The following is a 22,008-nucleotide window of genomic DNA, read 5'->3' on the forward strand; positions in this document are numbered from 1 at the left end:
ACCTCGGCCGTCGCTGCAGATGGGGCAGGCGTGGCACCGGGCCACAGATTGGCCCGGCGCACGCCCGCCGCAGCTTTAGCCGGGGTTACTGCACCTCGGCCGTCGGGCGCGGCGTAGCGGCAGTTTCCGCGGGCAGCGACGGCAGGGTGACCAACGGCATCGTGCCAGTCAGGCTTTGCAGGAAGGCCACCACCTCGTTGACCTCGGGTTCCGACAGGTCTTCGCCAAGCTGCGATTCCGCCATGACCTGCACCGCCACCTTCAGATCCCAGACCTTGCCGGAATGGAAATAGGGCGCGGTCACGGCGATGTTGCGCAGCGGGGAGGCGCGGAACACGTATTCGTCGTCCGCCGTTTCGGTCACGGCAAAGCGGCCCTTGTCGCCCACGGGCAGGATGTCGGCACCCGGTTTCTCGATCAGGCCGAACGGGTAATAGCCATGCCCGCCGACGTTCACGCCAGAATGGCAGGACGAACAGCCCTTGTCGATGAACAGTTCCAGCCCTGCCTTGGCCTCGGCCGACAGCGCCGCGTCATCGCCGTTCAGCCAGGCGTCGAACGGGGCGGGGGTGATCAGCGTGGCTTCGAAGGCTTCGATCGCCTTGGCCATGTTGTCGAAGTTGGTCGGCTGGGCCTCGCCCGGGAAGGCCGCCTTGAACCAGTCGACATAGGCGGGCATCGAGGCCAGCGTCGCCTCGACCTGCGCCGGGGTGTTGGCCATCTCGACCCCGGCCTGGATCGGGCCCTTGGCCTGCGCCTTGAGGTCGGCGGCCCGGCCATCCCAGAACTGCGCCTCGTTCAGCACGGCGTTCAGCACGGTGGGCGCGTTGCGGGGCCCCCTTTGCCAGCCGTGGCCGACCGAGGTTTCCATGTTGTCGTCGCCGCCGGTGGTCAGGTTGTGGCAGCTGTAGCAGCTGAACACGCCCGAGGCCGACAGGCGGGGATCGAAGAACAGCGCCTTGCCGAGCGAGATCTTTTCGGGGGTGATCGCGTTGTCCTTGACCGCGGGCACGGTGGACGGCAGCGGCTTGAAATAGGTGGCTGCCTTGTCGCGCAGCGGGTCGGCATGAGCCACCCCTGCCAGCGCGGTTGTCGCCACGATAAGGGTCAGCAGGCGGCGCATGTCGGTTCTCCCTGATCAATCTCATGATGCCGGGCAGACCGTAGCCCCGTAGCGGCGTGGGCCATTTGACTTGGATCAATTCTAAGTCGCAAGATGGGGACAGCTTGTCGCACCTCGGGAAGGCACGCCGCGTGTCTTGTCACGGCACCGGCCCCGGCCTATGGATCGGCAATGGGCGCGAAGGGAACGGAATGCGGCTTTACCGGCTTCTGATCTGGGTGTTGCAGCCCGTGCTGGTGGCCCGGGTGCTGTGGCAGCGGTTGCGCGGTCAGGTTGGCCCAGGCGCGCTGGCCGAACGGCTGGGGCGGGGGTCCGTGGGCGGGCCGGGGCCGGTGATCTGGCTGCACGGGGCCTCGAATGGCGAACTGGCCTCGGCGCGCTGGCTGCTGGAGCGGTTGATGGCGGCGGTGCCGGGGGTGGCGGTGATCGTGACCTGCAACACCGCCTCGGCGCGGCGCATGGTGCAGGGATGGGCCCTGCCGGGGGTCAGCGCCGCGCTCGCGCCGATCGACACGCCGGGCGCGCTGCGGCGCTTTGTCGGGCGCTGGCAGCCGCGGCTGCTGCTGATCATCGAGAACGAGCTTTGGCCGGAGCGCATCGTGCAGGCGGCGGCGCGGATGCCGGTCGTGCTGCTGGGGGCGCGGATGTCGGAAGGCTCGGCGCGCAACTGGGGGCGGCTGGCGCCGGGCCTGATGCGCGGGCTGCTGGGGCGGCTGGCGCATGTCTCGGCGCAGGATGCGGGGTCGGAGGCGCGGCTGCGGGCGCTGGGGTTGCCCGGCGACCGGCTGGGGCCGCCGCTGGTGCTGAAGGCGCGCGCCGGGGTGTCGGCGGCCGGGGCTCCGCCGTTTGCCTGCCCGGTGCCGCGCGCGCGCTGTCTGCTGGCGGCCTCGACCCACGCGGGCGAAGATGCGGTGCTGCTGGCAGGTTTTGCGCAGGCCCGAAGCGCGGGGGCGGTCGATCTGCTGATCCTCGCACCGCGCCACCCGCAGCGCGGGGCCGCCATTTCCGGGCTGATCGCGGCGCAGGGGCTGGGCTTCGCCACACGGTCGGCGGGGCAGGTGCCGGGGCCGGGCACGGCGGTTTATCTGGCCGACACGCTGGGCGAGATGGCGCATTGGTATGGCATGGCCGGGGCCTGTTTCATCGGCGGGTCACTGGTGGACAGGGGCGGCCACACGCCGTTCGAACCTGCGGCCTGCGGCATGGCGCTGCTGCATGGCCCCTTCACCGCCAATTTCCGCGAGGCCTTTGCCCGGCTCGACGCCGCAGGGGCGGCGCTGGCGGTCAGCGATGCCGACAGCCTCGGGGCGGCGCTGACCGGGTTGACCCCGGCGCGGCAGGCCGATCTTGCCGCCCGCGCCCGCGCCCTGCTGGCCCCCGAGGGCGACCCCGAGGCGCTGATTGCCACCCTGCTGCGGCTGGGCCGACTGGGCTGATCAGGCGGGCTCGGCGTCCAGCGCATAGCGGGCGAGTTCGCGATACCAGACTCGCTTGCCCTGCACCGTCTCGAACAGCACGAAATCGCGCACGGGCAGAGGCCCGGCGCGAAAGCCCGCCCGTTCCGCCACCGCCCGTTCCAGCGCCATCGCCTCGGGCGGGGGCGGTGGGGCAAAGCGGCCAAGGGTGACGTGCGGGATGAAGCGCCGCGCCGGAACCTCGGCTCCGGCACGGCGCGCCGCCTGTTCCACCTTGGCCTGCAGGCGGTCAAGCGGCGGGCAGGGTGCCACCCCGGCAAAGGCCACCCGGGGCCTGTCGCCGCCAAAGAGGCCCGCGCCGGTCAGGTTCAGGTCGAACCCCGGCAGGCGGAGGGCGGCGAAAGCCTCGTGCGCCGCCTCCAGCACCGCGTCGGGCACCTCGCCCAGAAAGGCCAGCGTCAGATGCAGGTTGTCAGCGTCCACCCGGCGCGGCAGCGGCAGCAGGTATTGCAGCACCGACAGCCGGTCGCGCGCCTCACCCGGCAGGTCGAGCGCCAGAAATACCCGGATCATCGCCGCGCCAGCGTCGCCAGACGCTGCCTGACCTCGGCACGCACCGGGCCTTCGCGCGGCGGATCGCGCAAGGTGGTCAGCAGATGCGGTGCCGGGGCCGCCCGCCCGCCGCCGCCCCAGCCCAAGGCGGCCAGCACCGCCGCCGCCCCGTCCGGCAACCGCTCGGGAATCTCGTATCCCGCCAGCGTGGCCCAGACCCCGGTCCAGGCCCGCCCCACCGACCACGGGTTGTAGCCCCCGCCGCCCAGCACCAGATAGCGCGGCGCCATGCCCCGCAGCGCCGCCACCACCGACCACAGCGCCGAATTGGACAGAGACAGCCGCGCCAGCGGGTCTTCCTCCAGCGCGTCGGCACCGCATTGCAGCACCACGGCGTCAGGGCGGTGTGCGGCGACGCGCGGCAGGATAAGCTGCTCCAGCACCGCGCGCATCTCGGTATCGTTGAAGCCGCGCGGCACCGGCAGGTTGAAGCAGTTTCCGCCGCCATCGTCGCCCAGCAGGCCGGTGAAGGGCCAGCGCCCCTCCTCGTGGACAGAGATCAGCAGCGTGTCGGGGTCGCCCGCGAAGCCGTGCTGCACCCCGTCGCAATGGTGCGCGTCGATGTCGACATAGGCGATCCGCCGGGCTCCGTGGCGCTTCAGCACCAGCATTCCCAGCACGGGGTCGTTCAGATAGCAAAAGCCGTTGGCCCGCCCGGGCATCCCGTGATGCGTGCCGCCGCCCGGCACATGCACCACCCCGCCCTGCGCCAGCAGATCGGCCGCCAGCATCACCCCCCCGGCGCCGGTGGCCGGGCGGCGGTAAACTTGGGCAAAGACCGGGTTCGACAGCGTGCCAAGGTGAAACCGCGCCCGCATTCCGGGCGTGGCCTCGCCCAGCGCCTCGGCCTGCTGGAGGGCCGCGATGTAGGCCGCGTCATGCCACAGCGCCAGCGCGGCAGGCCGGGCGCGCGGGCTGGTGCGATACTGCGCGGCGGGCAGCCAGCCCAGCGCGCGCGCCAGATCCATCACGGTCGAGACGCGCGGCACCCTGAGCGGGTGCTGCGCGCCATAGCTTGACCCGCGATAGATCTCTGACCCGATGAACAGCGGGCCGACCGGGGCGGCGGTCCTGATGGCGTCGGGCCTGGAGGCGTCTGGCCGGGTGGCGTCGGGGGTGGCGACCAGGGCGACGGCCGCCCGGTCCGCGACTGCCCCGGTCACGGCAGCAACGCGTCGATCCGGTCGGTGATCGCGCGCGAGCCGGGCTTGGTCAAGGAGCCCCAGGTGCCGACCAGCGCCCCGTCGGGCCCGATCAGCACCTTGTTGAAGTTCCAGCTCGGCACGAAGCCGTGCGCCTGCTGCAACCAGCCGTAGAAGGGATGCGCCCCCGCCCCCTTGACCGGCGTGATGTCGGTCATCGGGATCGTCAGGTTGAAATTCGTTTCGCAGAACTCCTTGACCTCGGCGGCATCCGCAAGCTCCTGACGGAAATCGTCCGACGGCACCGCCAGCACCTTCAGCCCGCGCGCCTGATAACGGACGTGCAGCGCCTGCAGATCGTCATATTGCGAGGTGAAGCCGCAGAGCGAGGCCGTGTTGACCACCAGCACCGGGCTGCCACGCCACTCGGCCAGGTCGATCACCCCGCCGTCGATCGAGGCAAAGCGGAAAACGGGTTCTGCCGCGCTTGCGGGACCCGCCAGACCCGACGCCAGAGACACGGCCGCCAATGCCGCCAGAGCGCCCGAAACAATCCTGCTTGCCATCCCGCACCCCCTGTTGACAGGAAAATGAAGATAATCCGACAGGCTCCGCCGTCAATTGCCAACGGGCACTATGGGCTTTTGTGCTGCATCATGCCATGGTGGTCGATGATCCGTCGTCTGCGACAGAGCCGGGCCGCACCCTGACAGTGCGACCTGGGTCATTCCGCACACCGCCCCGCGACCGGGCGGCAATGACAGCGCGGACATGAGGCAGACCGGAACCAGGAACGAACCGCAGACGCATTACATCGGGCAAGGGCCCACGGGCAAGGCAAAACGTGCATAGTGACCAGTTCAATCTTTCCCCATTGCAAGGGGACGATCTTCGCACCCAATACGGCGCCGTCTGCTGGCGCGTGATGAACCGCAAGGTAGAGGTTCTTCTGGTCACCAGCCGCGAAACCGGGCGCTGGGTCATCCCGAAAGGCTGGCCGATCCCCGGCCTTTCGCCCGAGGATTCCGCCGCGCGCGAAGCCTTCGAGGAGGCCGGCGTCGAAGGCCGGGTCGACTCGGACTGCATCGGGGTGTTTTCCTATGACAAGGCGCTGGGCAAACCCAGCGGCCCGAGGCAGATCGTGCCCTGCGTCGTGGCGGTCTATGCCCTGCGGGTGGAGCGTCTGCGGATGACCTTCCCCGAACGCGACCAGCGGCGGCGCAAGTGGTTCAGCCCGGAAAAGGCCGCCCGAAAGGTTGCCGAGCCCGAGTTGCAGCACCTGCTGGCCCATGCCGTGCTGCATGTCGGTGCCGCGGGGGCCGGGCCGAAGGCTTGATTTCCCCGACCAGGTGGTTAAGTCTGGTCCGATCTTGCCCGGAGTTGCAAACCGCGCCCCGGCCGTCCGGTGAAACCGATGATCCGCTATGACCTTCGATGTGCTGCGGGCCATGCTTTCGACAGCTGGTTTCAGTCGGCCACGGCCTATGACAGCCTCGCCGGGCGGGCGCTGATCGCCTGCCCGCTGTGCGGGTCGACCGGGGTCACCAAGTCGCTGATGGCCCCTGCCGTGCGCCCTGCGCGCAATGCCGATGCCGCCCGGCCCGGCAACGGCGACGCCCCGGCGGATCGCCCGCTGTCCACCCCGGGGACCGACCTTGAACTGGCGCTGGCGGCCCTGCGGCGGCAGGTCGAGGAAAACTCGGACTATGTCGGGATGAACTTCGCCGCCGAGGCGCGGCGCATCCACGACGGCGAGGTGCCGGAACGCGCGATCCATGGCGAGGCCAGACCCGACGAGGCCCGCCGCCTGATCGAGGACGGCATTCCGGTGGCGCCGCTGCCCTTCCTGCCTGCACGCAAGACCAACTGAAAGGGCCGCACCATGACACTGCTGATCACCGGCGCAAACCGTGGGGTCGGACGCGCGCTGGCCACGCTGGCCGCCCGTTCGGGCCCGGTGCTTGGCACCTACCGCGGCGGAGCACCGGCACCCGCGCCCGGCATCGAGTGGCTGCCGCTCGAGGTGACCGACCCGGAGCAGCACCGCGCGCTGGCCCTGCGGCTGGCGGGGCGGCCTCTGTCGCTCCTGGTCTGCAATGCCGGGGTCTTCCTTGATCGCGGCCAGCGGCTGGACAGCGGCTTTGCCGCGCCGCTGTGGGCCGACACTTTCGCGGTGAACGTGACCGGCGTGTTTCTGACGGTGCAGGCGCTGCTGCCCAACCTGCGCGTGGGGCGGGGCAAGATTGCCATCCTGTCGTCGCAGATGGGGTCCGACACGCGCGCGCCGGGCGGCAGCTACATCTATCGCGCCTCCAAGGCCGCGGCGCTGAACCTGGGCCGCAATCTGGCCGCCGATCTGCGCGCCGAGGGCATCGCGGTCGGCATCTATCACCCCGGCTGGGTGCAGACCGAAATGGGCGGGGCCGGAGCAGACATCACGGCCGAGGCGGCGGCGGCCGGCCTGATGGCGCGCTTTGCGGCACTGTCGCCGGAAACGACCGGCTGTTTCGAGACCTGGGACGGGCGCGCGCATCCGTTCTGAAGGCGGTCTGGCGGCAAGGCCGGGGGTTTCACACCCCCCAGCCCGGCCACGGGCGGTGGTCTGGCGGCAAAGCCGGGGGTTTCACACCCCCGGACCCCCGTGGGATATTTGGGCCAAGATGAAGGCGGAAGAATGGTGCTCGCGGGGGGTGCGATGGAGGCTGCCGATATTTGTGCCGGGCGGCCCCGACAGCGTCAGGCGGGATGGAACTGCCGGATCGGGCGTGACGCGGGCGGCTGGGGGGGGCGGCCCGGGGGGCCGCGGTGCCGGTCCGCCCCGCGGATCAGATCTGCTTTTCGGGCATGGTCACCACCAGCCCGTCGAGTGCCGGGCTGACCTTCAGCTGGCAGGTGAGGCGCGAGCGGACCGGGTCGGGCTTCCAGGCGAAATCGAGCATGTCCTCTTCCATCGCGTCTTTCTTCGGCAGCTTGCCAACCCATTCGGGGGCGACGTAGACGTGGCAGGTCGAGCAGGCGCAGGCCCCGCCGCAGTCGGCCTCGATGCCCGGGATGCCGTTGTCGCGCGCGCCTTCCATCACGGTGAGGCCGTTCGCGACCTCGACCACATGTTCCTTGCCGCCAAATTCCACGTAGGTGATCTTCGCCATCATTGCCCTCTTGTCCGGCTTTTCGTCGCTGCCCCGTGAGATAAGCGAAATCGCCGTGCTTTGCCAGAGGCCCCGCGCCGCGGCCTTTCCGCTTGTCGTGGTCATGATTTGTTCTATTCTGCGCTTCATGAGCACCTGGATCACCCCCACCCCCTGCCCGGGAAACTGGCCGCGCCCGCCCGCCGCCCTGCCACATGTCCGGCTGGACGAGCCGCCGGCGGGGGCGCGGGTCTGCGTCGCGGGGCTGGTGCTGGTGCGCCAGCGGCCCGGCACCGCCAAGGGGGTGATCTTCGTCACGCTGGAGGACGAGACCGGCGTGTGCAACGTGGTGGTCTGGGCGCAGGTCTATGAACGCTTTCGCCGCGCCGTGATCTCGGGGCGGCTGCTGCGCGTGACCGGCCGGTTGCAGCGCGAGGCTGGGGTGGTGCATGTGGTGGCCGAGGGCATCGAGGACCTGTCGCCGATGCTCGACCGGCTGCTGGACCCCGCCTTCCGGCATGATGGCAGCCGGGCGGGCGACCAGCCCTGAGCCGACGGCTTCCGCCGCGGGGCGATTGCCGCTATGCTTTGCCGCAACGCAGGGCCGGGGGCAACCCGGTGCCGGCCCCGGGACCGGGCGGGCCGACGGGCGGCAGACAGACAGGCATGACGGCAGTATGATCAGACCCCTTTTCCTTTGCAGCGTGCTGGCGCTGACGGCCTGCCAGGGCGTGCCGCTGCCCGAGGCCCCCGGCCGCGCCAACCTTGCGGCCGAACTGGTGCGCCGCACCGAGCCCGGGCCGCCGCCCGCGCCGGACGGCATCTGCTGGGCCAGCGACGTGACCCCGGCGGTGATAGAGACCGTGACCGAGCAGGTGGTCGTCACCCCCGAGACGCGCGGCCCCGACGGGCGCGTGCTGATCCCGGCCAGCTACCGCACGGTGACGCAGCAGCGCATCCTGCAGGACCGGGAAACCGTGTGGTTCCATACCCCCTGCCCCGCCGCGCTTACGGTCGATTTCATCGCCACGCTGCAGCGGGCGCTGAAGGCGCGGGGCTACTATCTGCTGCCGCTGACCGGCATGATGGATGCCGCGACGCGCGAAGCGGTCCGGCGCTTTCAGCAACCGCTGGGCCTGGACAGTCCGCAGCTGTCGCTGGCGGCGGCGCGCGATCTGGGTATCGTGGCGGCCGATCTCGGCGGCTGATCCGGATGCATGGACAAAGGGCGCCCGGTTGCCCGGACGCCCTCGTTTCGGCCCGCCCGGGGGGCCTATTCCTCGATCGACAGTGCCAGGAACCGCGGGTCGCCGCCCCGGCGGATCAGCAGCAGCAGCGACTTGCGGCCCGCGTCGCGCGCCTCGGTGATGCGGTCCTGCAGATCCTTGATCTTCAGCACCTTCTGCTGACCGGCCTCGGTGATCAGGTCGCCTTCGCGCAGGCCCTTGGCATAGGCTTCGGACACCGCGTCCACGCGCGTCACAACCAGCCCCTCGATGCCCGAGGGCAGGCCGAGCCGCTCCACCTGTTCCGGGGTGACCGGGGTGACGGTCAGGCCCAGGATCTGGGCTTCGGACGGTTCGGACGGAACCGCCGACGCGGCCGGAACCGCCTCTTCGCCCTCGGCGGTTTCGCGGCGGCCAAGGGTCACGGACAGCGTCTGGGTCTTGCCTTCGCGCAGCACCACGACCCGCACCGCCTGCCCGACCGGCGCATCCGCCACACGGCCGACCAGATCGCGGGTGTCGGACACGTCGGCACCGTCGAACGACAGGATCACGTCGCCCGCCAGCATCCCCGAATCCGCCGCAGGCCCCTGCGGCACATCGGTGATCAGCGCGCCCCGCGCTTCGGGCAGCCCCATCGCCTCGGCCACGTCGGGGGTCACGTCCTGGATGCGAACGCCCAGCCAGCCGCGCCGCGTCTCGCCGAATTCCTTCAGCTGAAGCACGACCTTGTTGACCACGTTCGACGCCATCGAGAAGCCGATGCCGATCGACCCGCCATTGGGCGACAGGATCGCGGTGTTCACCCCGATCACCTGACCGTCCATGTTGAACAGCGGCCCGCCGGAGTTGCCCCGGTTGATCGCCGCATCGGTCTGGATGTAGTCGTCATAGGTGCCCGACAGCGCCCGCTTGCGCGCCGAGACGATGCCCGCCGAAACCGAGAACCCCTGCCCCAGCGGGTTGCCCATCGCCACGACCCAGTCGCCGACCCGCATCAGGTCGCTGTCGCCGAACGCGACGAACGGCAGCGGCTGGTCGCTGACCACTTTCAGCAGGGCGATGTCGGTCTTGGGGTCGGTTCCGACCAGCTTGGCATCCAGCCGCTTGCCGGAAAAGAACTCGATCTCGATATCGTCGGCACCTTCGATCACATGGTTGTTCGTGACAATGTAGCCATCTTCCGAAATCACGAAACCCGACCCCAGCGCCTCGGACCGGCGGGGTTCGCTGTTGCCGCCCGGGCCGTTGCGATCCATGAAATCGCGGAAGAAATCCTCGAACGGCGAACCGTCGGGCAGCATCGGCCCGGGGCCCGAGGGGGCGGCGACCACCGAGGATGTGGTGATGTTCACCACCGACGGGCTGATGCTGGAGGCCAGATCGGCAAAGCTTTCCGGGGCGCCGCGCGCGCCGGCCTGCAACGTCTGGCTCATGGCCAGCGCGATGCCGAGCATCAGCGCAAGGAACAGCCGCGACGCGCCCTGCGGCGCTTCCCCGGTTCTGCGGGCGGTTGAGACAGCATGGGACTGCACTCCGATCTCCTTTCATTTCTTCCTTCGCGAGCCGGACCTGCGGGCGGCACGGCGTGGCGATCAGCGGGATCATGTTCAGACAAGACCGGCGGAATGCAATGCAATCCCCGTCTCGGAGTGTCAAATGGATGTGAACCGACCAAGGGCATTGTCACAGGCACGGCGATTCCAGGCAAGGTCTCCCGGCGCCGTGGCAGCGTATTCCGCCCCCTCTGCCAAAGCAGGGGGCGGGGTCGTCGCTTGGTCGCGTTCGGCACCGGGGCCGGGTCTCAGGATCTCCGGCCGGAAAACCCGCCCCGGCGCCGCGACAAGGTCACTCGGGGGCCTTTTCGCTGCGCAGATAGTCGAAGAACACCGAGTCGGGCTGCATCACGATCGACGAATTGCCGCCCTTCAGCGCCCGTTCGTAAGAGGTCAGCGACCGGGTGAAGGCAAAGAATTCCGGGTCGCGCCCGAACGCCTCGGCATAGATCGCGTTGCGCTGGCCGTCGGCCTCGCCCCGGATCACCTCGGCTTCCTTGCGCGCCTGCGATGTCAGTTCGACCACCGTCCGGTCGGCAGATGCCCGCACCCTCTGGGCGGCCTCGCCACCGCGGGCAATCTCGTCGGCGGCCTCGCGTTCGCGTTCGGCCCGCATCCGGCTGTAGGTCGCCGAAAGGTTCTGTTCGGGCAGGTCGGTCCGGGTCAGACGCACGTCGATCACGTCGACGCCCAGCGAAAGCGCCTCGCGCCGCGCCTGATCGCGGATCAGGTTCATCAGGCTGGTGCGGTCTTCCGACAGCACGCGCTGCGACGGCACACCGCCCAGCACTTCGCGGATCGCGGCGTTCAGGATCCGCTCCAGCCGGACCTGCGCGGCGCGAACCCCGTCGGCCCCTACCGATTCGCGGAAGTTGACCAGATCGACGATCCGCCAGCGCGCGAAGGCGTCGACCACCAGACGGCGGTCATCCAGCGGCGTCACTTCCAGCGGTTGCGTCGGCAGGCCCAGGATGCGGCCGTCATAGCGCACCACGTCCTGGATCAGCGGGATCTTGAAGCCCAGACCGGGCTCCTCCTTCACCGCCTTCACCTGGCCGAATTGCAGGACCAGCACCTTTTCGCGTTCATCGACGATGAACACCGATGACAGCGCAAGGGCGCCGACGATGAACAGCGCGGGCAGCGCAATGGATACGGCTTTCATCAATTGTTCCCCTGCGTTGTCGCCGCTGCGGCCGGTGCGGCGGGGGCCATGCGGCCCAGTTCGTTCAGCGGCAGGAAGGGCACGACACCCTGACCACCGGCCTCGCCACCCGACACGCCGTCGAGGATGACCTTGTTCATGCCGCCAAGGACGGTTTCCATGGTTTCCAGATACATGCGCCGCCGGGTCACTTCGGGGGCCTTCACATATTCCTCGTAGACGGACAGGAAGCGGCTCGCCTCGCCCTCGGCGTTGTTGACCACCTGGGCGCGGTAGGCCTCGGCGTCTTCGGCCAGACGGGCGGCTTCACCGCGCGCGCCCGCCGTCACGCGGTTGGCATAGGCGTCGGCCTCTTTTTCCAGCCGGTCGCGCTGCTGCTGCGCCGCCTGCACTTCGCGGAAGCTGTCGATGACCTCGCGCGGCGGATCGGCCTTGTCGAAGTTCACCCGCACGACCGCGATGCCCGCCTGATAGCTGTCGAGCGTGCCCTGAACCGCCGCCCGCAGATCCGAGGCAATCACCCCCCGGTCACGGTTCAGCACCGGCGCCAGCTCTGACCGGGCGATGATGTCGCGCATCGCACTTTCGGCCACGGCGCGGATGGTGTCGGTCGGGTCGGCCAGGTTGAACAGGAAGGCCGCCGGGTCCGACACGTTCCACACCACCTGGAATTCGATATCCACGATGTTCTGGTCGCGCGTCAGCATCAGGCCGGTGTCGGTGTCGCCGCCGCGCCCGGTGCCGATGTCGGTCTGCCGCTCGCCGGTGACCTGCACGATTTCCGCCCTGACCAGCGGCCAGGGCGCGAAGTTCAGGCCCGGATTGCCGATTGCCGAAAACTCGCCGAGGAACAGCTCGACCGAGCGTTCTTCGGGCTTCACCGTGTAGAAGGACATGAAGCCCCACAGGGCGGCAAGCCCAAGCACGCCCAGTGCCAGCCCCTGCTTGGTGAACAGCGGCGCCATCGGGTTGCCCCCGCCGCCACCCCCGCCGCCGCCGCCGCCATTGCCGGACCTGCCGCGGCCGCCCATCAGGACGCGCAGCTGTTCCTGGCCCTTCTTCATGATCTCGTCGATTTCGGGGATCTGCGGGCCTTCGCCCCCCGGCTTGCGCCCGCCGCGCCCGTCTTTCGGATCCCGCCCCTCGCGGTTGTCTCCTCCGCCCGAGCCGCCACCGCCCCAGGGCCCACCGTTTCCTGACATCCTGTCTTTTCCCTTTTGCTTCTTTGTATGGGTAACTGGTCATTCCCGCGCGAAAATCAAGCTTTCCGCAGCGGTGACCGCAAGGTTACCAGTTCCTCCGACATGGTCGGATGCACCGCAACCGTCCGGTCGAAATCGTCTTTTGTCGCCCCCATGCGGATCGCGATCGCCGCAAGCTGGATCATCTCGCCCGCGCCGGGTGCGACGATATGACAGCCCAGCACCCTGCGCGTCGTCTGGCTGACAATCAGCTTCATCAGCACCCGGTCGGGCCGCCCGGCGAAAAGCGACTGCATCGGGCGGAAGGCGGTGGCATAGACCTCGATCGGTTCCTGCGCCCGCGCGGCCTCTTCCGTCAGGCCGACCGAGCCGAGTTCGGGCTGGGTGAACACCGCGCTGGCAACGAGATCGTGGTCGGCCTTGCGCGGCTGGCCCTTGAATACGGTGTCAGCGAAAGCGTGCCCCTCCCGGATCGCGACGGGCGTCAGGTTGATCCGGTCGGTCACGTCGCCCACGGCATGGATCGAGGGCACCGCGGTCTGGCTGTAGTCATCGACCACGATCTGCCCGTTGCGCCCCAGTTCGACGCCCAGGGCCTCCAGCCCCAGCCCGGCCGAATTGGGTTTTCGGCCCGTGGCATAGAGCACAAGGTCGAACTCCCGCTCGCCGCCGTCGGTGGAAACGGCGCGGATGCCGCCGCTCGCCTGTTCCAGCCGGATCACGTCGGTGCCGCAATGGATGGCGATGCCGCGCGCCTGCATGGCGTTGGCGACGTGCCCCCGCGCCTCGTCGTCGAAGCCGCGCAGGATCTGCGCGCCGCGATAGTATTGCGTGACCTCGACCCCCAGCCCGTGCAGGATGCAGGCAAATTCGGACGCGATGTAGCCGCCGCCCACCACCAGCGCGCGTTTCGGCAGATCGGGCAGATGAAAGATCTCGTTCGAGGTCACCGCCAGATCCGCCCCCGGGATGTCGGGCACGAAGGGGCGCCCGCCGGTGGCGATCAGGATGTGCCGGGCGCGGACCGTCTGGCCGGTGGATAGCCGCACGGTATGGGCATCCTCCATCACGGCGCGGGCATCGTGGACCGTGACCCCCGCGGTTTGCAGCGTGCTGCGATAGGCGGCCTCCAGCCGGGAAAGTTCGGTTTCCAGACGGGTGCGGAACCGCGGCCAGTCGAAGCTGCCGTCGGTCACATCCCAGCCATAGGCCCGGGCATCCGCCATCGCCTGCGGATACTCCGACGCAAAGACCATCAGCTTTTTCGGCACGCAGCCCCGGATGACGCAGGTGCCGCCCATCCGGTCTTCCTCGGCCAGCGCGACGCTTGCGCCGGCTTCGCCCGCGGCGATCCGCGCGGCGCGCACACCGCCCGATCCGCCGCCGATCACGAACAGGTCATGGTCGAACGCCAACAGATCAATCCTCCAGGTCGGCGAAGATGTTGTCGGTCGCGGCGAATTCGACGCGGTCCTCCTCGACCGACCCCGCGTTGATGTCGCGCACCGTCACCCGCCCGTCGCCATGACCGATGATCACGATGTCGCAGATGTCGATGAACAGCCCGTTTTCCACCACGCCCGGAATCTGGTTCAGCACCAGCGCCAGTTGCCGCGGGTTGCCGATCCGGCGCAGATGCAGGTCGACGATGTAGTTCGCCTCGTCGGTGATCAGCGGCCGGTCGCCGTTCATGCGCAGCGTGCAGTCGCGGTTCAGCACATCGAGCGAGACCAGGGTTTCCTCGATCAGCGCCTTTGTGGTCTGCCAGCCGAACGGGATCACCTCGACCGGGAGGGGGAAGGCGCCAAGCTGCGCCACTTCCTTGGCGGCGTCGGCGATCACGATCATCTGGTCGGAGGCCGTCGCCACGATCTTTTCCTGCAGCAGCGCCGCCCCGCCGCCCTTGATCAGGTTCAGGTTGCCGTCGAATTCATCCGCCCCGTCGATCGTCAGATCCAGCCATTTCGCCTCGTCCAGGCTCATGATCGGCACGCCGACCTGCCGGGCCAGTTCGGCCGTGCGGCTGGAGGTCGGAACCCCGGTCACCCGCAGGCCCTCCTCGCGGATCCGCTCGCCCAGGCAGCGCACCATCCAGGCGGCGGTGGACCCGGTGCCCAGGCCGACGCGCATCCCTGTTTCGACGAAATCGGCCGCGCGCTTTGCTGCGACGAACTTGGCCTTGTCGATGGGGGAAAGGTCGGCGGGCATGGCGGTCTCCTGTCTGGCGTGCCCTGTTTATACGGAGAATGCCCCGAACGTGCGAGTGGCAATTGCGCGCCGCGCCAGCCGGAGGTCGGATGCCGCGCGCGGTCAGGCGTCCTTTTCGCTTTCCTCCCCGGCCTTTCCGGCCTCGCTCGCCGCCAGCACGGCGGCAACACCCGCCGTCACCTCGGCCAGCGTCAGCAGGCCGTCGCCGTCCAGATCGAAGCGCATCAGCGCTGCCAGATCGGCGGCCCGCGCATCTGACAGGGTTTTCAGTGCCCGCAGGGCGGCGTGGCCGCGCAGTTCGCCCATGTCGACCTGGCCGTTGCCGTCGGCATCCGCCGCCAGAAACGCGAGTTGCAGACACCCGCCCGCGCGCGGGCTTTCCACCGCGATGCGCTGGGCCAGTTCGGCGGCGGCCACCGCGCCGTCATTGTCCAGATCGGCGGCCAGCATCTGACGCATTTCATAGGTCCGGGCTTCGGCCCGTTCCAGCGCGACGAAGGCCGCAATGCCGCCGGGATCAAGCCCGCCCGGCCCGCCAAGGCCCGCGATCATCGTCGCCGCATCCTCGACGATCCGTCCGGGCGCGCGCTGCAGGCGGGTGACCACCGATTTAGGCAGCGCGGCCAGCAGCGCCTGCCCCTGCGCCGGGGCCAATGCGTCCTGCGCCGCGACGGGTCCGTAGATCAGCAGCACAAACCCGAGCATCAGACGGAACAGCATGATGTGTTCTCCTTGTGTTCGCTTCATCTGTGGCCGATTCCGGTTAACATGCGGTTAACGCGGTTGCGCCGAAGGCCGGGGAGATGTCGGTTTCAGACAGGCACCGCGCCCCGCGGCGGGCGAAACACCATGAAGGCCGCCATCCGGGCAGGCAGCACGAAGGGCCACGCGATGTTTCTGTCAGTTTTCGACATGTTCAAGGTGGGGGTTGGCCCGTCGTCGTCGCACACCATGGGCCCGATGGTCGCGGGTGCGCGGTTCCTTGATCTGCTGCGCGCCAGCCCGTTTCATGCCCATGGCCTGCGGGCCTCGCTGCATGGCAGCCTTGCGTTCACCGGGGTCGGCCATGCCACCGACCGTGCCACGATCCTTGGCCTCGCCGGATTCGAACCCGCAACCTATGACGCTGAAAAGGCAGAGGAAACGCTTGCAGCGATCAGGGCCGACAAGACCATCCGCGCGCCCGGCCTGCGCCCGCTGCACTTCGACCCCGAGCGCGACCTGCTGTTCGACTATGGCCCGTCGCTGCCCGGCCATGCCAACGGCATGATCCTGCGCGCCACCGATGCGCAGGGCGACGTGATCCTGCAGGAAACCTACTATTCCATCGGCGGCGGCTTCGTGCTGACCGATGCCGAACAGCGCGCGGCGGCAGATGACCGCGCCAGGGGCCCCGCCGCGGTGCCCTTCCCGTTCGAGACGGCCGAACAGATGCTGGCGATGGCCGCGGCCTCGGGCAAGACCATCGCGCAGATGAAGCGCATCAACGAACTGACCTTCCGCACCGCGGCCGAGCTTGATCAGGGCATGGCGCGGATCTGGCAGGTGATGACCGACTGCATTTCGCGGGGAATGCTGGGCACCGGCATCCTGCCCGGCGGGCTGAAGGTGCGCCGCCGCGCCAAAGGCATCCATGACGCGCTGCTGGCCGAACGCGGGCTGAACCTTGTGGCGCCCCACACCATCAACGACTGGATGAGCCTTTACGCCATGGCGGTGAACGAGGAAAACGCGGCCGGCGGGCAGGTGGTCACGGCGCCGACCAATGGTGCGGCGGGGGTGGTGCCCGCGGTGATCCGCTACTGGCTGGACCATGTGCCGGGGGCCTCGGCCGCCCGGGTGGGAGAGTTCCTGCTGACGGCGGCGGCGGTTGGCGGGCTGGTCAAGCACAATGCCTCGATTTCCGGGGCTGAGTGCGGCTGTCAGGCCGAGGTGGGGGCAGCGGCAGCGATGGGGGCGGCGGGCCTTGCCGCCGTGCTGGGCGGCACGCCGGAACAGGTTGAAAACGCCGCTGAAATCGCGCTGGAGCATCACCTCGGCATGACCTGCGACCCGGTGCGCGGGCTGGTGCAGGTGCCCTGCATCGAACGCAACGGGCTGGGGGCGATCAAGGCGGTCTCGGCGGCCAGCCTTGCAATGCGCGGCGACGGGCAGCATCTGGTCAGCTTGGATGTCTGCATCGAGACCATGCGCCAGACCGGCCGCGACATGCACGAGAAATACAAGGAAACCTCGCTGGGCGGGCTGGCGGTCAACGTGCCGAACTGCTGAGCGTTACAGCACGCGGTGGAGCACGCCCCGAAGTCGCAGCAGGCTGTAAAGTTCGAACTCGGCCGCCAGATGGGCGCGCACCTGCGCCCGCACCGCGTCGCTCAGGGTGTAATCGACCGGCGCAGGCGGCGCGGGAGAGACGTTGCGCAGCGGCAGCACCAGCCTTTGCCCCAGCCGTTCGGACACGAAATCGACCAGCACCCCGATCCGGCGATAGTCGAACACATGATCGACCCCCAGCCGCGCCCCCTCCAGCCCCGGCCCGGCCCCCGGCCTGAGCCCCAGAAACCGGTCCTGCCGTCCGATCCGGGCAAAACCCGGCGGCGCATCGACGATGCAGGCCGCCACGAAGGCGTTGAAATCGACCCCGCGCGTGCTGGTGTCGCCACCCGCGATCTTGGCGCGCATCCGGTAGCGATACCAGCTTTGCAGCCGCTCCAGCGGTTCGCGCATCACGCAGAAGGTCTCGACCGGGCCGCCGAGATCGCGTTCCAGCCTGCGCTGCCAGCGGTGCGAAAACCCGCGGTGGCCAATGTGCGCCTCGGTGGCGCGGTGGCCGGGGTCTTGCGACACATGCGGCTTCAGCATGGCAACCACGGCCTTCGACGCGGTTTTCGGCATTTCCAGAAACACCAGCCGCTGCCCTGCAATCACCTGCATTCGATGCCCCCACCGCCCGGTTTGTCTCCCCGGGTCCGGGCGCGACCCTAAAGCCATGCGCGTGGCAAGGGCAAGTGCGGGCCGGGGTGGTCGCTTTCAGGATGGACGCCCCCTGCGGCAAAAGCTACGCCTTGCGCCATGAAACACTCCCCCGACCGCATCCTGCCCGGCGTGGCGCTCATGCTGGCCTTCTGCGTGCTGGCGCCGATGCTCGACGTGTCGTCCAAGCTGGCGGCGGCGACGGTTCCGGTGGGCCAGATCACCGCCGCGCGCTTTGTCGTGCAGGGCGCGCTGATGCTGCCGGTGGTGCTGGTGATGCGGCTGGGCTGGCACATGACGCCGGGCGTGCTGGGGCTGGTGCTGCTGCGGGCGGTGTTCCTGATCCTGTCGACCTATTGCTTCGTGGCGGCGCTGACGGTGATGCCTGTGGCCGACGCGCTGGCCATCGCCTTTGTCGAGCCGTTCATCCTGCTGATCCTCGGGCGCATCCTGTTCGGAGACGAGGTCGGCCCACGCCGGATCGCGGCAAGTCTGGTAGGGTTCGGCGGGGCGCTGCTGGTGATTCAGCCGAGCCTTGCGGCCTTCGGACTGATCGCGCTGTTCCCGCTGGGCACCGCGTTTTCCTTTGCGTTCTACATGCTGGTGACGCGGCAGATGGCGCGGTTCATGCACCCGGTGACCATGCAGCTGCACACTTCGCTGGCCGGAATCGCGCTGTGTGTGCCGGTGCTGTGGCTGGCCGATGGCCGCGGCATCCCCTCGCTGGAAACGGTGATGCCTGCGGGGCTTGAATGGCTGTGGCTGTTCGGGGTCGGCTTCTGGGCGGCGCTCAGCCACATCTGCATGACCTATGCGCTCAAGTTCGCGCCCTCGGCAACGCTGGCACCGCTGCATTATCTGGAGATCGTGGCCGCCGTGGCGCTGGGCTATCTGGTGTTCGGCGATTTTCCCAACGCGATGACCTGGGCGGGGATTGCGGTCATCGTCGCCTCGGGGCTCTACATCATCTACCGCGAGCGGGTCGTGGCCCGGGCACGCCGCGCCAGCCGGGCAGCAGCGCACTGAGCGCCGCATCCAGCCGGGCGCGCGGCAGGATCACCAGCATCCCCGGCCCGGCCATCGTCAGGGCGACTTCGGGCGCCGTCACAAGGTTCGAGGTGCCCACCATGCCATCTGCGGCAAATCCGATGCCGTCGATCGGCCAGCGCAGGCCGGCAGAGGTGCCGCGCACCGGCGCCAACGGGAACAGCGACAGCCGGTCGCCGGTGCGCAACCGCAACCGCAGCGCAGGCGGCGCGTGAAACACCACATCCTGTGCGCCGACCAGCAGGCAGACTTGCCCCGGTTGCCGCACCAGCGCGTTCAGCACCGCCAGTTCATGATCGACCCGCCCGCCCAGCACGCCCAGCGCCAGCACGAACGGGGCGCGCACGCTGCGCAGCGCCTTGTCGAAATCGGTGGTCTCCTGCTCCTCGATCGGGTGGAGCCGGGCCGGCCCCAGCCGGTCCCTCCCCGCCGCACTCAGCGAATCAAGGTCTCCGAACACCGCCTCGGGCATCATTCCTGCCGCCAGCGCCTTGTCCGCGCCACCATCGGCTGCCACCAGACGGGGGGCGCGCCGCAGCGCCGCCACCAGATCGCGCCGCCGGACCGGCCCGCCCGCCACCAGCGTGACCCCATCGCAGGATTCGACAATTGGATGATTCATGCCGATACTTGCACTCGAATAAGGCAGCCCCACTGGCCACGGGCCACAATCAATCCTTCAAATGACCCCACTCTGTCCATGGTTTCGCACATGAGTTGGGCGAGTTTGACGAAAGAGTTTGGCAGAAAGCGAGCATCCGATGATCGGAGCGAGTAAGATCCTCACGGTTTCCTACGGAACCTTCTCCTGCACGCTGGAGGGGTTCGACGAACCGTTCAACACCATGAAGGCGATTGCGGAGTATTTCCGCGATCTGGCTGCCGAGGACAGGTATTTCGGGGCTGAACCGCCGACCCCCGACGCCGCCATGCTGCACAGGATCGCCGAACGCGAAATCCATCGCCGCGTCGAGGCCAAGATCCAGGAAAACGGCGTGATCCTGCGTGCCGCCGATGCCCCCGCGGCCGAGGTGCCGCTTGCGCCGCCACCCGCCGCGCCCCCCCCTTCCCCGCAGCATCCGCTGTGGTGGAGCCTGAAGCCGCGGCCGCCCCTGCCGTGGCCGCCCCTGTCGCCGCGACGCTGCCAGTCGTGGCGACAGAGGCCGAGGCTCCGGTTGCCGAATCCCCCGGCACGCCGATTCCCGAAGGCATCGCCGCCAAGCTGATGCGGATCCGCAACGCCGTCGCCAATGCCCAGACCGAGCCGCGCCCCGCACCGACGACCCGGCCCGAGACCGGGTATTCCGAAGACCAGCACGCCGAGTCCGACGACAGCATCGAGGATGCCGAGATCCTCGGCTTCGATCCGCTCGGCATCGTCGCCCTGCCGCCGGACACGGTTGATGCCGGCACCGGGCCGGGCGTCGCCTGTCCCGGCGCCGCCTTTGCTGACCCAGCCTGTCCCGACACAGCCTATCCCGACGCCGCCTTTGCCGACGACGACACCGCCTTGCTGGCGGCTCTGGCCACCGCCGAGGCGCCCCTGCCGGACGATCCGGCCGAAGGCCCGCCCGCCGGAAATGCCGACGCCCTGCCCGAAAGCCTGCTGGCGGCGCTGGCGGCCGATGCCGAAGCGGCACCCGCCGGCGAGGCCCGCGCCGCACCGCAAGCCGCGCCGCTGGGCGATTTCATCGAAGACCTGCCCGAGGCGCAGCCCGAACGCTTCGCCGCCGCACCGGCCGCCGACCTGGCCGACCTGCTGCCGGAAACGGTGCAGGCCGACGATGAAGACAGCCGTGCCGCCGATGACGCGGCGCTGATGGCCACCCTTGGCCAGTTGATCGACCCGGAAGACCGCGACGACCCTGCTGTGGCCCAGCCCGCCGCCGACCTGCCCTCCGTGGCCTCGGTCGAGCCCGATGGAGAGTCCGCCGACCTGCCTGACGGGGCCCAACCCGAACCGGCCCAACCCGAACCGGCCTTGCCCGTGACCGCGCCGGTCGAGCCTGACGACACGTTCGGCGCGCTGATGGCGGCAATGGACCTGCCCTCTGCCGCGCCTGCGCCTGCGCCTGCGGAAGGGCCGGCAGCCGCCGCCGCCGAAACAACGGCCACCCCCCCGGCACAAGCCGTCGCTCCGCAGTCGGCAGCCGAGACCGTCGACGACAAACCCGCCCTGTCGGAAAAGGCCCTGCGCGCCCGCGCCCGGGTGATCAAGATCCGCCGGTCCGATGCAGCGCCCGCAGCTGGTCCCGGGGCTGGCCAGGTGGCTGGCCCGGCGGGTGACCAGCCGCCCGCCGCCGAAAGTGCCGCCGATCTGTCGCCCGAGGCCGAGGCCGACCTGCTGCGCGAACTGGCAGAACTGGAACAGGAAGCGGGCATCACCGCCCCCGAGCCGACCGGCGCGCGCCGCCCGGTCACTCCGGTCCATCCGACCAGCGCCCGCGCGCTGGCCGAAGGCCGCGGTCGGCTGGACCCGGCCACCGGCGACGCCGCCGTCAGCCGCCTGATCGAGCAGACCAACACCGAAATGGCCGGCCCCGAAAACCGCCGCCGCCTTTCGGCCATCGCCCACCTGAAAGCCGCCGTCGCCGCCACGGTGGCCGAGCGCCGCATCGGCCGCAGGCCCGAGCCGTCGGAAACCGACCGCATCGACCCCTATCGCAATGATCTGGCCCGCGCCGTCCGCCCGCACCGCAGCGATGTCGAACGCCCGGCACCGCTGGTTCTGGTGTCCGAACAGCGCATCGACCGGGTGGCCCCGCAGGCCGCCCCGGCGGCCGAGCAGATCGCCCCGGTGCGCCCGCGCCGCGTGACCGCCGCAGGCAGCCTGGCCGTGCAGGACATGATCGACGAGGAAGACCCGGTCGCCGACGAAGACACCGACAACATCTTCGAGGATTCGCGCGGTTTCGTCGAGTTCGCGGAACGGCTTGGCGCCAGCGGCCTGCCCGATCTGCTGGAAGCCGCCGCCGCCTATTCGGCCTGTGTCGAGGGGCGGCCCCATTTCTCGCGCCCGCAGCTGATGCGCCACGTCAACGCCATGGCCCCCGAAGGAGGCTTTGCCCGCGAAACCGGGCTGCGCAGCTTCGGCACGCTGCTGCGCAACGGCAAGATCGAAAAGGTCAAGCGCGGCCAGTTCGCGCTGTCGGAAAGCTCGCGCTTCATGGCCGAGGCGCGCAAGATCACCCGCTGAGCCGGACTGGCGTCAGCG

General features: G+C 69.4%; 23 protein-coding genes. 10 read left to right on the plus strand and 13 right to left on the minus strand.

The window, feature by feature from the left end; genetic code table 11:
* Positions 1 to 85: 85 nt before the first annotated feature.
* Positions 86 to 1,123, minus strand: coding sequence for a cytochrome-c peroxidase (locus RNZ50_17160; GenBank protein MDT8856723.1), 1,038 nt, complete (start codon positions 1,121 to 1,123; stop codon positions 86 to 88).
* A 191-nt stretch (positions 1,124 to 1,314) separates the two neighbouring features.
* On the opposite strand from RNZ50_17160, the gene RNZ50_17165 reads away from it, so the two are divergent.
* Positions 1,315 to 2,559 carry a glycosyltransferase N-terminal domain-containing protein gene (locus RNZ50_17165; protein MDT8856724.1) on the plus strand — a complete coding sequence of 415 codons (1,245 nt, stop codon included), beginning with the start codon at positions 1,315 to 1,317 and terminating at the stop codon, positions 2,557 to 2,559.
* Here the strand turns inward: RNZ50_17165 and thpR are convergent, their stop codons facing one another.
* The 3 genes from thpR to RNZ50_17180 all read right to left on the minus strand — a co-directional run bounded on the left by thpR (position 2,560) and on the right by RNZ50_17180 (position 4,858).
* The gene (gene thpR, locus RNZ50_17170) at positions 2,560 to 3,111 is read right to left on the minus strand and encodes an RNA 2',3'-cyclic phosphodiesterase (protein MDT8856725.1); all 552 of its coding nucleotides are present in this window, start codon (positions 3,109 to 3,111) and stop codon (positions 2,560 to 2,562) included.
* On the minus strand, positions 3,108 to 4,226 hold the full coding sequence (locus tag RNZ50_17175; protein ID MDT8856726.1) for an acetoin utilization protein AcuC: 1,119 nt from the start codon (positions 4,224 to 4,226) through the stop codon (positions 3,108 to 3,110). Before RNZ50_17175 ends, thpR begins: the two co-directional genes overlap by 4 nt.
* A gap of 83 nt (positions 4,227 to 4,309) precedes the next feature.
* Positions 4,310 to 4,858 (minus strand): glutathione peroxidase, encoded by a 549-nt coding sequence (locus RNZ50_17180; protein ID MDT8856727.1) that lies wholly within the window; start codon positions 4,856 to 4,858, stop codon positions 4,310 to 4,312.
* Positions 4,859 to 5,136: 278 nt separating this feature from the next.
* Between RNZ50_17180 and RNZ50_17185 the strand changes: the two genes are divergently transcribed.
* The 3 genes from RNZ50_17185 to RNZ50_17195 all read left to right on the plus strand — a co-directional run bounded on the left by RNZ50_17185 (position 5,137) and on the right by RNZ50_17195 (position 6,834).
* Entirely contained in the window at positions 5,137 to 5,628 is a 492-nt protein-coding gene (locus tag RNZ50_17185; GenBank protein ID MDT8856728.1) for an NUDIX hydrolase, read from the plus strand.
* A 78-nt stretch (positions 5,629 to 5,706) separates the two neighbouring features.
* Positions 5,707 to 6,162 carry a DUF1178 family protein gene (locus RNZ50_17190; protein ID MDT8856729.1) on the plus strand — a complete coding sequence of 152 codons (456 nt, stop codon included), beginning with the start codon at positions 5,707 to 5,709 and terminating at the stop codon, positions 6,160 to 6,162.
* Between the two features lie 12 nt (positions 6,163 to 6,174).
* A complete protein-coding gene (locus RNZ50_17195) occupies positions 6,175 to 6,834 on the plus strand; it encodes an SDR family NAD(P)-dependent oxidoreductase (GenBank protein ID MDT8856730.1) in 660 nt (219 codons plus the stop codon).
* Between the two features lie 283 nt (positions 6,835 to 7,117).
* On the opposite strand, the gene RNZ50_17200 is transcribed toward RNZ50_17195, so the two are convergent.
* Positions 7,118 to 7,441 carry a 2Fe-2S iron-sulfur cluster-binding protein gene (locus RNZ50_17200; protein ID MDT8856731.1) on the minus strand — a complete coding sequence of 108 codons (324 nt, stop codon included), beginning with the start codon at positions 7,439 to 7,441 and terminating at the stop codon, positions 7,118 to 7,120.
* Positions 7,442 to 7,568: 127 nt separating this feature from the next.
* Between RNZ50_17200 and RNZ50_17205 the strand changes: the two genes are divergently transcribed.
* Positions 7,569 to 7,970 (plus strand): OB-fold nucleic acid binding domain-containing protein, encoded by a 402-nt coding sequence (locus RNZ50_17205; GenBank protein MDT8856732.1) that lies wholly within the window; start codon positions 7,569 to 7,571, stop codon positions 7,968 to 7,970.
* Positions 7,971 to 8,097: 127 nt separating this feature from the next.
* Entirely contained in the window at positions 8,098 to 8,628 is a 531-nt protein-coding gene (locus RNZ50_17210) for a peptidoglycan-binding domain-containing protein (protein MDT8856733.1), read from the plus strand.
* Positions 8,629 to 8,693: 65 nt separating this feature from the next.
* Here the strand turns inward: RNZ50_17210 and RNZ50_17215 are convergent, their stop codons facing one another.
* From RNZ50_17215 to RNZ50_17240, 6 genes are all read right to left on the minus strand, one after another.
* A complete protein-coding gene (locus RNZ50_17215; GenBank protein MDT8856734.1) occupies positions 8,694 to 10,181 on the minus strand; it encodes a DegQ family serine endoprotease in 1,488 nt (495 codons plus the stop codon).
* A gap of 313 nt (positions 10,182 to 10,494) precedes the next feature.
* On the minus strand, positions 10,495 to 11,367 hold the full coding sequence (locus RNZ50_17220; protein ID MDT8856735.1) for a protease modulator HflC: 873 nt from the start codon (positions 11,365 to 11,367) through the stop codon (positions 10,495 to 10,497).
* Positions 11,367 to 12,569, minus strand: a complete 1,203-nt coding sequence (gene hflK / locus RNZ50_17225) for an FtsH protease activity modulator HflK (protein ID MDT8856736.1) — start codon at positions 12,567 to 12,569, stop codon at positions 11,367 to 11,369. The genes RNZ50_17220 and hflK overlap by 1 nt, the downstream gene beginning before the upstream one ends.
* Positions 12,570 to 12,625: 56 nt before the next feature.
* Positions 12,626 to 13,984: a glutathione-disulfide reductase gene (gene gor / locus RNZ50_17230; GenBank protein ID MDT8856737.1), complete on the minus strand. Its 1,359-nt coding sequence runs from the start codon at positions 13,982 to 13,984 to the stop codon at positions 12,626 to 12,628.
* 4 nt (positions 13,985 to 13,988) lie between these two features.
* The gene (gene rpiA, locus RNZ50_17235; protein MDT8856738.1) at positions 13,989 to 14,777 is read right to left on the minus strand and encodes a ribose-5-phosphate isomerase RpiA; all 789 of its coding nucleotides are present in this window, start codon (positions 14,775 to 14,777) and stop codon (positions 13,989 to 13,991) included.
* 102 nt (positions 14,778 to 14,879) lie between these two features.
* Positions 14,880 to 15,497: a hypothetical protein gene (locus RNZ50_17240; protein ID MDT8856739.1), complete on the minus strand. Its 618-nt coding sequence runs from the start codon at positions 15,495 to 15,497 to the stop codon at positions 14,880 to 14,882.
* 171 nt (positions 15,498 to 15,668) lie between these two features.
* On the opposite strand from RNZ50_17240, the gene RNZ50_17245 reads away from it, so the two are divergent.
* Positions 15,669 to 17,048, plus strand: a complete 1,380-nt coding sequence (locus RNZ50_17245) for an L-serine ammonia-lyase (GenBank protein ID MDT8856740.1) — start codon at positions 15,669 to 15,671, stop codon at positions 17,046 to 17,048.
* Between the two features lie 3 nt (positions 17,049 to 17,051).
* Here RNZ50_17245 and RNZ50_17250 read toward each other — a convergent pair whose 3' ends face one another.
* Positions 17,052 to 17,708, minus strand: coding sequence for a hypothetical protein (locus RNZ50_17250; GenBank protein MDT8856741.1), 657 nt, complete (start codon positions 17,706 to 17,708; stop codon positions 17,052 to 17,054).
* Between the two features lie 138 nt (positions 17,709 to 17,846).
* Between RNZ50_17250 and RNZ50_17255 the strand changes: the two genes are divergently transcribed.
* Positions 17,847 to 18,773, plus strand: coding sequence for a DMT family transporter (locus tag RNZ50_17255; GenBank protein MDT8856742.1), 927 nt, complete (start codon positions 17,847 to 17,849; stop codon positions 18,771 to 18,773).
* Here the strand turns inward: RNZ50_17255 and RNZ50_17260 are convergent.
* Positions 18,712 to 19,416 (minus strand): thiamine diphosphokinase, encoded by a 705-nt coding sequence (locus RNZ50_17260; protein MDT8856743.1) that lies wholly within the window; start codon positions 19,414 to 19,416, stop codon positions 18,712 to 18,714. The genes RNZ50_17255 and RNZ50_17260 overlap by 62 nt on opposite strands.
* A 139-nt stretch (positions 19,417 to 19,555) precedes the next feature.
* Between RNZ50_17260 and RNZ50_17265 the strand changes: the two genes are divergently transcribed.
* Positions 19,556 to 20,020 (plus strand): hypothetical protein, encoded by a 465-nt coding sequence (locus tag RNZ50_17265; protein MDT8856744.1) that lies wholly within the window; start codon positions 19,556 to 19,558, stop codon positions 20,018 to 20,020.
* Complete coding sequence (locus RNZ50_17270) at positions 19,912 to 21,990, plus strand: hypothetical protein (protein ID MDT8856745.1); 2,079 nt, start codon at positions 19,912 to 19,914, stop codon at positions 21,988 to 21,990. Before RNZ50_17265 ends, RNZ50_17270 begins: the two co-directional genes overlap by 109 nt.
* Positions 21,991 to 22,008 lie beyond the last annotated feature (18 nt).

This window comes from Paracoccaceae bacterium Fryx2 (genome assembly GCA_032334235.1).
Lineage (GTDB): Bacteria > Pseudomonadota > Alphaproteobacteria > Rhodobacterales > Rhodobacteraceae > JAVSGI01.

What these genes read in the sequence shown, in the direction of transcription:
- RNZ50_17160 (MDT8856723.1), bottom strand. Translation starts at nt 1,123, where the DNA reads ATGCGCCGCCTGCTGACCCTTATCGTGGCGACAACCGCGCTGGCAGGG.
- RNZ50_17165 (MDT8856724.1), top strand. Translation starts at nt 1,315, where the DNA reads ATGCGGCTTTACCGGCTTCTGATCTGGGTGTTGCAGCCCGTGCTGGTG.
- thpR (MDT8856725.1), bottom strand. Translation starts at nt 3,111, where the DNA reads ATGATCCGGGTATTTCTGGCGCTCGACCTGCCGGGTGAGGCGCGCGAC.
- RNZ50_17180 (MDT8856727.1), bottom strand. Translation starts at nt 4,858, where the DNA reads ATGGCAAGCAGGATTGTTTCGGGCGCTCTGGCGGCATTGGCGGCCGTG.
- RNZ50_17190 (MDT8856729.1), top strand. Translation starts at nt 5,707, where the DNA reads ATGATCCGCTATGACCTTCGATGTGCTGCGGGCCATGCTTTCGACAGC.
- RNZ50_17195 (MDT8856730.1), top strand. Translation starts at nt 6,175, where the DNA reads ATGACACTGCTGATCACCGGCGCAAACCGTGGGGTCGGACGCGCGCTG.
- RNZ50_17200 (MDT8856731.1), bottom strand. Translation starts at nt 7,441, where the DNA reads ATGGCGAAGATCACCTACGTGGAATTTGGCGGCAAGGAACATGTGGTC.
- RNZ50_17205 (MDT8856732.1), top strand. Translation starts at nt 7,569, where the DNA reads ATGAGCACCTGGATCACCCCCACCCCCTGCCCGGGAAACTGGCCGCGC.
- RNZ50_17210 (MDT8856733.1), top strand. Translation starts at nt 8,098, where the DNA reads ATGATCAGACCCCTTTTCCTTTGCAGCGTGCTGGCGCTGACGGCCTGC.
- RNZ50_17220 (MDT8856735.1), bottom strand. Translation starts at nt 11,367, where the DNA reads ATGAAAGCCGTATCCATTGCGCTGCCCGCGCTGTTCATCGTCGGCGCC.
- hflK (MDT8856736.1), bottom strand. Translation starts at nt 12,569, where the DNA reads ATGTCAGGAAACGGTGGGCCCTGGGGCGGTGGCGGCTCGGGCGGAGGA.
- rpiA (MDT8856738.1), bottom strand. Translation starts at nt 14,777, where the DNA reads ATGCCCGCCGACCTTTCCCCCATCGACAAGGCCAAGTTCGTCGCAGCA.
- RNZ50_17240 (MDT8856739.1), bottom strand. Translation starts at nt 15,497, where the DNA reads ATGCTGTTCCGTCTGATGCTCGGGTTTGTGCTGCTGATCTACGGACCC.
- RNZ50_17245 (MDT8856740.1), top strand. Translation starts at nt 15,669, where the DNA reads ATGTTTCTGTCAGTTTTCGACATGTTCAAGGTGGGGGTTGGCCCGTCG.
- RNZ50_17250 (MDT8856741.1), bottom strand. Translation starts at nt 17,708, where the DNA reads ATGCAGGTGATTGCAGGGCAGCGGCTGGTGTTTCTGGAAATGCCGAAA.
- RNZ50_17255 (MDT8856742.1), top strand. Translation starts at nt 17,847, where the DNA reads ATGAAACACTCCCCCGACCGCATCCTGCCCGGCGTGGCGCTCATGCTG.
- RNZ50_17260 (MDT8856743.1), bottom strand. Translation starts at nt 19,416, where the DNA reads ATGAATCATCCAATTGTCGAATCCTGCGATGGGGTCACGCTGGTGGCG.
- RNZ50_17265 (MDT8856744.1), top strand. Translation starts at nt 19,556, where the DNA reads ATGATCGGAGCGAGTAAGATCCTCACGGTTTCCTACGGAACCTTCTCC.